Below are 12013 nucleotides of genomic sequence, written 5' to 3' on the forward strand. Positions count from 1 at the left end.
AAAGTGCCCGATCGTTTCAATAGCCTCAGGAGGAAGCTGGAGTCGGGCCGTGAACACACATTCCATAGAAATTCTCAGCCGAGACGGCGCTCCGGGCTACCTGTCCATTGACCTTGATGCCCTGCGGCAGAACTATCGATACCTGTGCGCGCGCACCGCTCCCGTGCCTGTCGCAGCGGTCGTCAAGGCGAACGCCTACGGCCTCGATGTCGCCCGCGTCGCGCCTGTGCTGCGCGATGCCGGCTGCCGCGACTTCTTCGTTGCCCATGTCGGCGAGGCACACCGCCTCAGGCAATTCGTCGACGGCGCCCGCATCTTCGTCCTCAATGGCCTGCAGCCCGGCGCCGAGGACGGCTGTGCCGATGCGGGCATCGTCCCGGTCCTCAATTCCCTCGAGCAGGCACGGAACTGGACGCAGACGGCCGCGATGCGTGGCCGGCGCCTTCCCGCCGTCCTGCAGGTCGATACCGGCATGTCGCGGCTCGGCCTGCCGCCGGAAGAGGCATCGGCCCTTGCCGCCGACGGCACCCTGCGCGACCGCCTGGAGCTTCTGTTCCTCATGAGCCACCTCGCCAGCGGCGACGCATCCGAAGACGTCCAGAACAGCGACCAGCTTGCCGCCATGAAGCAGGCCTCAGCCCTCTTCCCCAGCCTTCCGGTCTGCTTTGCCAATTCCGGCGGCGTCTTCCTTGGGGCCGGTTTTCACGGTGATCTGGCGCGCTCCGGCATCGCCCTCTATGGCGGCATGCCGACGGATGCGATCGACAACCCGATGAAGCCGGTGGTCCGGCTCGACGTGCGCGTGATCCAAACCCGCACCGTACCCGCCGGCGCGCGCATCGGCTACGGCGGCGCACATGTGACGACGGCCGAGACCCGGCTTGCGACGATCGCCGCCGGCTATGCCGACGGCCTGCCGCGCAGCCTTGGCCACAGGGGAGCGGCCTTTTTCGACGGCGTCCGCCTGCCGATCGTCGGGCGCGTGTCGATGGACAGCATCACCCTCGACATCGGCGCCCTGCCCGCGGGCACGCTGAAGCTCGGCAGCCTCGTGGAACTGATCGGCCCACACCAGACGCTGGAGGCGATCGCCGCCGACGCCGGCACCATTTCCTACGAAATTCTGACTTCCCTCGGCGATCGCTATCACCGCGACTATCGCTGAACCCGCATCCGCACACGCATTTGCATCCATGGGGCAAACATGAAGATCACCATTCTCGGCGCCGGCGTCATCGGCGTGACGTCCGCCTACTATCTCGCAAAAGCCGGCCACGAGGTGACCGTGCTCGACCGCCAGCCCGGGCCGGCGCTGGAGACAAGCTTTGCCAATGCCGGCGAGATCTCGCCGGGCTACGCCTCACCCTGGGCAGCACCCGGCATCCCGCAGAAGGCAATCAAGTGGCTGTTCATGAAGCACGCGCCGCTGATCATCCGACCGATGGCGGATGCCGCCACCTGGCGCTGGATGATGGCGATGCTTTCCAACTGCACGAGCGCGCGCTACGCGACCAACAAGGGGCGGATGGTGCGGCTTGCCGAATACAGCCGCGACTGCCTGATCGCGCTGCGCGAAGAGACCGGCATCGCCTACGACCACCGCACCCAGGGCACGCTTCAGCTGTTCCGCACGCAGAAGCAGCTCGACGGCATCGGCAAGGACGTCGAAGTGCTGCGCGCCGACGGCGTGCCCTACGAGGTGCTGGATCCCGCCGGTTGCATCAAGGCCGAGCCGGGGCTTGCCAGGGTGAAGGACAGGATCGTCGGCGGCCTGCGGCTTCCCAACGACGAGACCGGCGACTGCTTCAAGTTCACCAACAGCCTGCAGGACCACGCCGAAGCGCTCGGCGTGACCTTCCGCTACGGCGTCGACATCCGCGGCCTGAAGCTCATGGGCGACCGGATCGCCGGCGTCATGACCGCCGACGGCTTCGTCCAGTCCGACCTCTTCGTCGCGGCCCTCGGCAGCTACACGCCGGCCATGCTGAAGCCGCTCGGGCTGACGGCGCCGATCTATCCGGTCAAGGGCTACTCGATCACCGTGCCGATCGTCGACGAGAGCCGCGCGCCCATCTCCACCATCATGGACGAGACCTACAAGATCGCCATCACGAGGCTCGGCGACCGTATCCGCGTCGGCGGCATGGCCGAGATCGCCGGCTTCAACGACGACCTGCCGCAGGCCCGACGCGCTACCCTTTCGCACTCCGTCGAGGATCTCTTCGGCGGCGCCGGCGACCAGTCGAAGGCCACCTTCTGGTCCGGCCTGCGACCGATGACGCCGGACGGCACCCCGATCATCGGCGCCACCCGCTTTTCGAACCTGTACGTCAATTCCGGCCACGGCACCCTCGGCTGGACCATGGCCTGCGGCTCCGGCCGCGTGCTCGCCGACCTCATCAGCGGCCGCGAGCCGGAGATCGAAACGGCCGACCTCGGGCTCGCACGATACTGAGAAGCAAGCGGCGACTCCGGCCGACCCTAACGGCGCGCCGGCACCGTGGCGGTCGTGACCGGGACGATATCGCCATTGCCAGGCCCCGGTTCTCTCGCCGCGGCCCGCCGAAGACAGCGGATCCGCCCCCACGCCTGGCAGCGTGGGAGGCGGTAAGGCGACCCTCTCGGGCGGCCATGGAGATCGACCAACCGTCAATCGTCGCTCGACGAATTCGAAGAAGAGTTCGAGCTCGAGTTGCTCGACGAATTCGATGAACCGTTTGAACTCGAGTTGCTGGAAGAGTTCGACGAACCGTTCGAGTTCGAGTTGCTGGAGGAGTTGGACGAGCGATTGGAGCTGGAATTGCTCGACGAGTTCGAGCTCTTGTTGGAACTGGAATTGGAGTTCGAATTGGAATTGGAGTTCGAGCTCGAATTGGAGCTGGAGTTCGAGTTCGAATTGGAGTTCGAGTTGGAGTTCGAGTTGCGCGATGAGTTCGACGAACTGTTGGAATCGCGTCTCGAATTCCAGCCACTCTTGCGGTCGTCGTCGCGGTCGCCTCTCGCGTACGAAGTCTTGTTGTGACGGGTGATCTTCTCGAGGAAGCGGGCGACCGGGTCATCGGCAACGGCGGGTGCGGGCGCGACGGTGCCGACCACCAGAAATGCGCTCAGGATTGCTATCAGCTTCTTCATGGTTTTCTCCATAATGTCCAGCAGCCCTTCCGGCTGCCATGGAGAAACGCGCACCATCGGAAACTATTCCAAAAAATAAACAATAATTTCAATTTCTTATGCTGATTATTTAAGGCAAACGGGTCTGTCGCCGTTGCGCGTGGCAGCGGCGACAGAAAGCGCAGGACGGGGCGTCCTGATCAGCGCTGGGCGCGGGCAAACCTGCGGTACCAGCCGTCCGAGGCGAGTGTCTTTCGGAAGATGTTCTGTCGCACCGCGCCTTCCTCCTCGTTCTCGGCGCGGATTTCTCCGGCCAGATCGGTGGTCTCCCGCCGGAAAGGGATGATCTGGACGATGGGTGTGCCCCTTTCCAGCACATGCAGGCCGTCCTCGCCGGTGGCGAAGAAGGGGAAATGGATTTCCGACTGATAGGTGTCCGTGTCGACGATACCGGCGACGATCTCGAAGGTCCCGTTGGGGCGATTGAGCGGCGGCACGAACAGGCAGCTCCAGCCGGGTGGCGTGCGGATCGTCCAGAAATTGTGGAACTTGCACGGCGGCAACGGCTCACGCGGATTGCCGGCAACCTGATGGGATGCATGATTGCTGACCAGCGTCCGGTCGAAATCCCAGCCGCAATCCACCTGCCTGCCGCCGTCCGAAATCTCCATGCGGACGGTGCCGGCCAGGCCGATCACCCAACCGGCGGCCATGGCATCGAGAAACGGCATGCAGCGCTTCACGGTCAGCCCGCTGTTGCTGGGCGACACCTGCTGTTCCGTGACGGCAGGCAGCTTGCGGAACCAGTCCGGCAACGCCGTCTTAGCGCGCACCGGCGGCGGGATCACCCCTTCATCTTCCTTGCGGCAGAGAAAGGTCAGTTTGGGCTGCGTCTTCCGCAGGAGGGTGAGTGCCATCGCTGTTCTCCTCTTGGCTTCACCGAGAAGAACGTGGTCGCGACCCGCCTATTCCCCCTGCCCGCCGATATTTTCTCCGGTCGTATTTTCAGCGTCGCCGGAAAGAGCCGCACGTTCTTCGTCGGCAGACAGAGGCGCGCCGGCGTGGATCGACGCGAGATAGGCATCGATCGTCTCCTGCGACGACGCCGGCACATAACCGTCGGCCGGCTGCAGCGATGTCAGCGCAAGCCGTGGCAGCCATTCACCGCCGCGCCGGCAGGCGATCGTCAGCGTGCTGTTCTCACGGTCGTTCAACTGGTATTCGCGGCAGAGCTCACCGTGATCGTCGCGAAACGTCGACACCACATGCAGCACGGTGCCAGTGCCGAGCGGCACGTCCCTGCCGGATGCCTGGCTGTCGAGTGCGGCGGCGAGGTTCAGGTTCGCATCCGGGGCGCCGTTGTCCGTGCTGCGCCCGATGGCGAACCCGGCCACGCCGGCAACGACAGCGACAAGGCCCGCGGCGACCTGCATGAACCATCTCTGCGGTTCCGGTCGCCTCCGTTGCGGATGCAGGGCAACCACATTGTCCGGCGCACCGGTCTGTGCGTCCGGGCCGGTTTCGCCCTCCGCACGCTCGACCATGCGCGCCACGGCTTCCGCCAGACGAGGGGGAGCCTCGTCGTCGATCAACGGTTTCAGCGCATCGGCGACCGTGCGGCGGGTATCGAGGAAGACCGCCAGGCGGGCTGCCAAGGCGTCATCCGACGCAAGCGCCGTTTCCAATTCTATGCTCGTCGCCTCGTCCAGTTCGCCATCGGCGAACGCCATCAAGGTCTCGTCGTCGAAGTCCGTTCTCGTCATGCCAGGCCGCCTTTCGTACCGGGCGAACGTTCACCGCCGGCATTTATTCCTGTCAGCCTGACAAGATTCTTCCGTGCCCGGGCAAGCCGGCTCATGACGGTGCCGATCGGGATCGAGAGCACGTCGGCCGTCTCGCGGTAGCTGAGGTCCTCCACGCACACCAGCACCAGCACTTCCCGCTGCTCTTCCGGCAGCTTCATCAGGGCAGCCGTCACCTCGAGAAGATCCAGGCGCGCATGGGATACGATTTGCCCGTCCGGTCCGGGAATGTCACCCGCCTCGTCCAGGTCCTGGTGCGGACCTGCCGTCTTCGCCCGCCTGAGGTGGTCGATCCACAGATTGCGCAAAATCCGGAACATCCAGGCATCAAAGCGGCTCTCAGGGGCAAAGCTGTCAGCCGAACGGATCGCGCGTTCGCAGGCTGCCTGGACCAGATCGTCCGCAAGCTCGGGCGAACGGCAAAGCGAGATCGCAAACCGCCTGAGATTGGGCAGGAAGGCGACCAGCCTTTGCGGCACTGTACGCGTGTCGTCAATCATGCGAAACCTTTGGCATGGTGGGGAATAACATGTCGAGTCAAACGTCTGGAAAGGATAGACGCCCGGCAAGCGGGTCCCTTTCACGACCTTCTGCATTGGAGATCGAACGTGCTGCAGCTCTTCACGCGCCACACCAGGCTTTCGCTGGTGCTCTGTCTTGGCCTTGCCGGGGTGGTTGCAACGCCGCCCCTTCAGGAGGCCGGTTTCGTCGCCGGAACATCCGTTGCGATGGCCGATGACGACGATGATGGCGGAGACGACGACGGCGGCAGCCGGGGATCCGGCAGCTATGGGCGCCGCGGCGGTGGTGACGGCGATCGTGACCTGATCCGGCGTGCGAACCCGTCGTTCCGCTGGCCCTGGCAGCGCGCGAAACGCGAACCGGCGCGTCGCGCCCCGGTCCGCCGTCAGGTGGAAATTCCGTCCCGGGCACCCAACGAGATCGTGGCCATCGGATTGGATGAGGCGTCGATTACCAGCCTGGAGCAGGACGGCTATGTCGTCGACAGCCGCACCGGGATCGCCCTGACCGGCGACGAGATGGTCCGGCTCATCGTGCCGCGGGGCATGACGCTCGATGCCGCCCGTCAGGCAGTCGCCGCCAGGAGCACGTCGGCGTCGGTGGATTTCAACCACTACTATCAGCCCCAGTCGCTCGTCAGCCCCCCGTGCGTCGACTGCAGGCTGATGCGCGACATGATCGGCTGGCCGGCAGCCGGGGAGGAAAGCACCGGCACCTGCGCGGCGTTGCCGCGCATAGGGCTCGTCGATACGGCCATCAACGCAAGCCACTCCGCCTTTGCGGACGGCCGGCTGGAGGTGCTGCGGCTCGACGACGCGGAGAGGCCGCAGTCGGGCGAGCAGCATGGAACGGCGGTTGCAGCACTTCTCGTCGGCGGCGCGGGCAGCCGCGTGCCGGGCCTCCTGCCGGCATCGGAACTGGTCGCCGTGGATGCCTTCCAGCGGTTCCGCAAGACGGCCGACATCGCCAATGTCTTCGATCTCGTCCGGGCGCTTGATCTTCTGCTCGGACGCGACATCAGGGTCATAAACCTCAGCCTGTCGGGACCGCCCAACCTGCTTTTGGAAAAGGCGGTGCAGGCAGCGATCGAAAAGGACGCGATCCTGGTGGCGGCCGCCGGAAACAAGGGGCCGAACGCCCAGCCGGCCTATCCGGCCGCCTATCCGGGCGTCATTGCCGTGACCGCCGTCGACAGCGCGCGCAAGCCCTACCGCCGCGCCGTTCGCGGCGAGCACATCGACATCGCAGCACCGGGGGTCGGCGTCTGGACGGCGGCATCGGTCTCCGGGGTACGCCAGAAGAGCGGGACCTCCTTTGCAGCGCCGTTCGTGACCGCCGCAACCGCCGTCCTGCTCGCCGCCAGACCGGACCTGACACTGCCTGAACTCGAGGCAGAACTTGCGAAGTCGGCCGAGGACATCGGCACGCCGGGCAAGGACGCCATCTACGGCTGGGGGCTGCTGAACGTCAGGGCGCTCTGCAGCCAGTAGCTCCATAGGGCCAGGATCACGACCGACCACCAGCAGGATGATTGCTGGACGGTCCCCTCCACCTGGACCCCTGGATCGAAGAAGACGCCGGCTCTATTGCGCGGCCTGCTCGCGATCCGCAGTGGCGGCATCTTCCTTCGCCTCAACATCGGAAACATGCGCCCCGCCGATGCCGGCGAGGCGGTGGGCGCGCTCGCGCAGCCACTGGAAGGTGACGTAGAGGGCCGGGATCAGGAAGATGCCCACCAGCGAGGCGGCGAGCATGCCGCCGGCAACGCCGGTACCGACGGCCCGGCGGCTGAGCATGCCCGCCCCCGTTGCCGTCACCAGCGGGATCAGCCCGACGATGAAGGCGAAGCTCGTCATCATGACCGCGCGGAAGCGGGTGCGCGCGCCGTCGATCGCCGCATCGACGATGGTCTCGCCCTTCTCCCGCCGGAACTTCGCGAATTCGACGATCAGGATCGCGTTCTTCGAGGCGAGCGCGATGAGGACGACGAGGCCGATCTGCGCATAGATGTCGAAGGAAAGGCCCGCCACGAGGATCGAGACCAGCGCGCCGAGGACGCCGACGACGACCGACAGCAGCACCGGCACCGGGATCGTCCAGCTCTCGTAGAGTGCGACGAGGAAGAGATAGGCGAAGAGCACGGCGAGCGCCAGGATCACCGGCGTCTTGCCGGCCGCTTCCAGCTCCTGCAGCGCCGTGCCGGTCCACTCGAAGCTGTAGCCTGCCGGCAGCGTCGCCGCCGAAACGGCCTCCATGGCGGCGATCGCCTGCCCGGACGAGACGCCGGGCGCCGGCTGGCCGTTCAGCGTGATCGAGCGGTAGTTGTTGTAGCGCACGATCGACTGCGGGCCGACAATGTATTCGACGCTGGCGACCGAGGCCACCGGCACCATCTCGCCTGAGGCATTGCGCACGTGCAGCCGGTTGATGTCGTTGACCGAGCGCCGATCGGCCTGGGCGGCCTGCATCGTCACCCGCCAACTGCGGCCGTAGAGGTTGAAGTCGTTGATGTAGTAGGAGCCGAGCGTTCCCTGCAGCGTGGCGAACAGGTCGCTCACAGAGACGCCGAGCGCCTGCAGCCGGTCGCGGTCGAGGTTGAGGTAGAGCTGCGGCGTGGTCGCCGAATAGGTGGTGAAGGTCGGCCCCAGCAGCGGGTTCTGGTTGGCGGCGACGATCAGCCCGCCCGCAGTTGCCGCAAGCTCGGCCGGCGGCCGCCCCTGCAGGTCGAGAAGCTGGTATTCGAAGCCGGATCCGGTGCCGAGCCCCATGATCGGCGGCAGGTTGAAGGCGAAGATCTGCGCCTCGCGGATCACCGACCCCTTCATCATCGTCGTCTTCACCGCCGCATCGACCGAGGCTTCAGCGCTTGTCCGCTCGGCAAACGGCTTCATGGTGACGACGGCAAAGCCGCTATTGGACTTGGAAAGCCCGTCGAGGAAGCTGTAGCCCGTGACGGTGATGACGTTGGCGACGCCGTCGATCTCCGACAGCATTCCCTGGACCCGTTTGACCACGGCATCCGTGCGGTTGAAGGAAGCCCCTTCCGGAAGCCGGATCTCGGTGAAATAGGCGCCCTGGTCCTCGGCCGGCAGGAAGCCGGTCGGCACGATCCGGAACAGCCAGCCGGCAGACGCGGCCGCGACCGCCAGCAGCACCAGACCAATGATGACCCGACGGGCGATATGGCCGGCGACGAAGGCATAGCCGTCCCGCCCCTTGTCGATGCCGCGCGAGATATAGCCGAGGATGCCGCGCTTCGGCCCGTGTTGCGGCTTGAGGAGGATGGCGCAGAGCGCCGGGCTCAATGTCAGGGCGTTGATCGCCGACAGCACCATCGACACCGAGACGGCGACGGCGAATTGCTGGAACAACTGGCCGCTGAGGCCGGGAATGAAGGCGACGGGGACGAAGACCGAGAGCAGCACCAGCGTGATGGCGACGATCGCGCCGGTGATCTCGCCCATGGCGAGCCGGGCCGCCTCAGCCGCCCCCATGCCGGGGTTTTCCTCCATCACCCGCTCGACGTTCTCCACCACCACGATCGCGTCGTCCACGACGATGCCGATCGCCAGCACCAGCGCCAGCAGCGAGACGGTGTTGAGCGAGAAGCCGAGTGCCAGGATGATGGCGAAGGTGCCGATCAGCGCGACCGGAACGGCGATCAGCGGGATCAGCGCCGCCCGCCAGTTGCCGAGAAACAGGAACACGACGATGATCACGAGTACGAAGGCCTCGATCAGCGTGTGCACGACATTTTCGACGCTCGCCTCGACGAACTGGCCGGTGTCGTAGGAAACCGAGTAGGTCAGCCCTTCCGGGAAGTTGCGCGACAGCCGCTCCATCGCCTCGTTGACGCCGCGCGCGGCCGCCAGCGCATTGGCGCCGGGCGCCTGGTAGGTGCCGATCATCGCCACCGGCCGGCCGTTGAAGCGCGCCGTCGAATCGGAGCTCGCGGCACCGAGTTGCACGTCGGCCACGTCGCGCACCCGCACGAACGAGCCGTCGGCCTCGGCGCGCAGCACGATGTTCATGAACTGCGACGGATCGGTCAGGCGCCCCTGGGTCTGCAGGTTCAGCTGGAACAGCGGGTCGTCGGTCATCGGCTGGGCGCCGATGCGGCCGATCGCGGCCTGGACGTTCTGCGCCCTGAGCGCTGCGATGACGTCCGTCGGCGTCAGCCTGAGGCTCGTCAGGCGGTCGACGTTGAGGACGATCCGCATCGAATAGTCCTCGGCGCCGAACAGCGACGCGTCGCCGACGCCGGGAACGCGCTTGATCGTGTCGAGCACGTTGATGGTCGCATAGTTCGACAGGAAGAGGTTGTCGAAATCCTTCCCCTCCTCGCCGTAGATCGTGATCACCTGCATCAGCGCGGAGGATTTCTTGCGCACGCTGACGCCGGACTGCTGCACTTCCGAAGGCAGGCCGGCTTGTGCGAGCGACACCCGGTTCTGCACGTTGACGGTGGCGATGTCGGGATCGGTGCCGACCGCGAAGGTGACGGTGAGATTGTAGGAGCCGTCCGCGCCGCTGGTGGACTTCATGTAGATCATGTTGTCGACGCCGACGACCTTGCTCTCGATCGGCTGGGCCACTGTCGCCTCGACGACGTCGGCACCGGCGCCCGAATAGCTCGCCGTGACGCTGACCTGCGGCGGGACGATGTCGGGGAACTGCGCGACCGGCAGCTGCGTCAGCGCGATCAGGCCGGCGAGCGTCAGGACGATGGAGATGACCGCGGCGAAGCGCGGGCGATCGATGAAGATTTCCGAAATCATCGCTCAGCCACCCGCTGCCGGAGCCGCATCCACCACCATCCCCGGCCGGACCTTGCCGATGCCGTCGGTGATGACCATGTCTCCTTCCTTCAGCCCCGAGGCCACGACCGACTGCCCACGCGAGGACCGCGCGATGTCGATCCGCCGGAGCTCGACCTTGGAGTCCGCGCCGACGACCATCACGAAAGCGCCCTGCTGGTCGCGCTGCACCGCCTGCTGCGGGATCGCCAGGACGTCCTGCTGGTTGGACTGCTCCAGCTCGACGCGCACCAACGTGCCGTCGAGCAGGAGGCCGTCGGTATTGGCGAACTCGGCCCGCACCGTCACGGTGTCGGTCCCTTGCGAAACATTGCTGGAAACGAAGTTGATCGTCCCCTTTTCGGGATACTCGGTGCCGTTCGGCAGAATGATGCGGATATTGGCGCCGGCGCTGATCTGCCCGGCGCGCACCTGCTCGCGGTAAGTCATGTAAAGCGACGTCGCGACCGAGAATTCCGCATAGATCGGGTCAAGCCGCGTCAGCGTCGTGAGCGCGCCTGTGTCCGGCCCGACGAGAGCGCCGACATCGACCGTGGAAAGGCCGACCACGCCGTCGAACGGTGCGGTGATCTTCGTGTAGGACAGGTTCAGCGCCGCCTGCTCCCTGCTGCCGCCGAGCCGGACGAGGTCCGCCTCGGCCTTCTTCACCTGCGCATTGGCGATGTCGACCTGCGACTGCGCCACCGTATTGCTGGTGAGCAGCCGGTTGGAGCGGTTGAGCTCGATCACGGCCAGGTCGCGCTGCGCCTCGGCGGCCTGAATCTGGCCGTCGATCTCCTGCACCGCCGCCTGGTAGGATCCTTCCTCCACCTCGTAGAGAACGGTTCCGGCCGTCACCTTCTGCCCTTCCGTGAAATTCCGCTTTTCGAGGAACCCGGAGACACGGGCCCTGATGTCGATCTTCTGCGTCGCCACCAGCCGTCCCGTGAGATCGACGCTTTCACGCAAATCCATGATCTTGGCCGGCGCCACGACGACGGCCGGCGCCGGTGCCGCCGCGGGCGCCTGCTGCGCCTGCGCGACAGACAATGCCGCGCAGGAAAGACTGAGGAAAACGACGCTCGTGAGAACTCCCGGAACTCGCATGCGACATCCTCCTGCCCGACACCAACACGTTTACCTGATAGCTCGTGACAGACTAGTCACTGCCCGGCGACTTGGGAAGCCATCCCCTTGTCCGCCCACACGTTTTCCGTGCGCAGCCGCGAAACCGGCCCCGGGTGCGGCTTTCCTGCAACTGTCGGTTTTCCTGCAACCATGGTATCAACACCATCGCCTGTCACCGCCAGTCAGCACCTTTCCCGGCCCTGCCCCACGGAGCCTCGTTACGGAACCCCGATGAAACAGCCCCTGCGCATCCTCTGCTTCTGCCTCGGCTGGCTCATGGTCGCGGTCGGTGTCGTCGGCATCTTCCTTCCGCTGCTGCCGACCACCCCCTTCCTGCTGCTGGCCGCCGGCCTTTTCGCCCGCTCCTCGCCACGGTTCGAACGGTGGCTTCTCGATCATCCCGTCTTCGGCGACCCCATCCGCCGCTGGCGGGAAAACGGCGCGATCGCCCCGCGCGCCAAGGCGATGGCGATCGCCATGATCGCAGCCAGCTTCGCCGTGTTCCTCTATGCCCGCGCCCCCGGCGGATCGACGGCTGCGATCGTCGCTGCCTTTATGGCGCTCCCCGTCCTCTTCATCCTCACCCGCCCGAACACCTGAGCCGAACCTGTTGGCATCCGCCGAAGGACGGCTCTCGCACACGGCCGCGTTTCG

10 protein-coding genes are annotated in these 12013 nt (G+C 65.9%); 5 read left to right on the plus strand and 5 right to left on the minus strand.

Going from position 1 to position 12013, the window contains the following annotated elements:
• Nucleotides 1-49 precede the first annotated feature (49 nt).
• The 3 genes from alr (at nucleotide 50) to GGQ64_RS01905 (ending at nucleotide 3022) form a co-directional block, all read left to right on the plus strand.
• Entirely contained in the window at nucleotides 50-1165 is a 1116-nt protein-coding gene (alr, locus tag GGQ64_RS01895; RefSeq protein WP_183798281.1) for an alanine racemase, read from the plus strand.
• Nucleotides 1166-1204: 39 nt separating this feature from the next.
• A complete protein-coding gene (locus tag GGQ64_RS01900) occupies nucleotides 1205-2455 on the plus strand; it encodes a D-amino acid dehydrogenase (RefSeq protein ID WP_183798283.1) in 1251 nt (416 codons plus the stop codon).
• 237 nt (nucleotides 2456-2692) lie between these two features.
• On the plus strand, nucleotides 2693-3022 hold the full coding sequence (locus GGQ64_RS01905; RefSeq protein ID WP_183798285.1) for a hypothetical protein: 330 nt from the start codon (nucleotides 2693-2695) through the stop codon (nucleotides 3020-3022).
• Between the two features lie 289 nt (nucleotides 3023-3311).
• Here GGQ64_RS01905 and GGQ64_RS01910 read toward each other — a convergent pair whose 3' ends face one another.
• Genes GGQ64_RS01910 through GGQ64_RS01920 form a run of 3 tightly spaced genes read right to left on the minus strand, consistent with a single transcriptional unit; the run spans nucleotide 3312 to nucleotide 5413 of the window.
• On the minus strand, nucleotides 3312-4028 hold the full coding sequence (locus GGQ64_RS01910) for a DUF6065 family protein (RefSeq protein ID WP_183798287.1): 717 nt from the start codon (nucleotides 4026-4028) through the stop codon (nucleotides 3312-3314).
• Between the two features lie 48 nt (nucleotides 4029-4076).
• Entirely contained in the window at nucleotides 4077-4874 is a 798-nt protein-coding gene (locus tag GGQ64_RS01915; protein WP_183798289.1) for an anti-sigma factor, read from the minus strand.
• The gene (locus tag GGQ64_RS01920) at nucleotides 4871-5413 is read right to left on the minus strand and encodes an RNA polymerase sigma factor (protein ID WP_183799103.1); all 543 of its coding nucleotides are present in this window, start codon (nucleotides 5411-5413) and stop codon (nucleotides 4871-4873) included. The genes GGQ64_RS01915 and GGQ64_RS01920 overlap by 4 nt, the downstream gene beginning before the upstream one ends.
• Before the next feature lie 108 nt (nucleotides 5414-5521).
• Here GGQ64_RS01920 and GGQ64_RS01925 point away from each other — a divergent pair, with 108 nt between their 5' ends.
• Nucleotides 5522-6925, plus strand: a complete 1404-nt coding sequence (locus tag GGQ64_RS01925) for a S8 family serine peptidase (protein ID WP_343059384.1) — start codon at nucleotides 5522-5524, stop codon at nucleotides 6923-6925.
• 93 nt (nucleotides 6926-7018) lie between these two features.
• Here GGQ64_RS01925 and GGQ64_RS01930 read toward each other — a convergent pair whose 3' ends face one another.
• A complete protein-coding gene (locus GGQ64_RS01930; protein WP_183798291.1) occupies nucleotides 7019-10213 on the minus strand; it encodes an efflux RND transporter permease subunit in 3195 nt (1064 codons plus the stop codon).
• Between the two features lie 3 nt (nucleotides 10214-10216).
• Nucleotides 10217-11338 (minus strand): efflux RND transporter periplasmic adaptor subunit, encoded by a 1122-nt coding sequence (locus GGQ64_RS01935; protein ID WP_183798293.1) that lies wholly within the window; start codon nucleotides 11336-11338, stop codon nucleotides 10217-10219.
• A gap of 264 nt (nucleotides 11339-11602) precedes the next feature.
• On the opposite strand from GGQ64_RS01935, the gene GGQ64_RS01940 reads away from it, so the two are divergent.
• Nucleotides 11603-11959 (plus strand): YbaN family protein, encoded by a 357-nt coding sequence (locus tag GGQ64_RS01940; RefSeq protein ID WP_183799109.1) that lies wholly within the window; start codon nucleotides 11603-11605, stop codon nucleotides 11957-11959.
• Nucleotides 11960-12013 lie beyond the last annotated feature (54 nt).

Source organism: Mycoplana azooxidifex (assembly GCF_014196765.1).
Lineage (GTDB): Bacteria > Pseudomonadota > Alphaproteobacteria > Rhizobiales > Rhizobiaceae > Mycoplana > Mycoplana azooxidifex.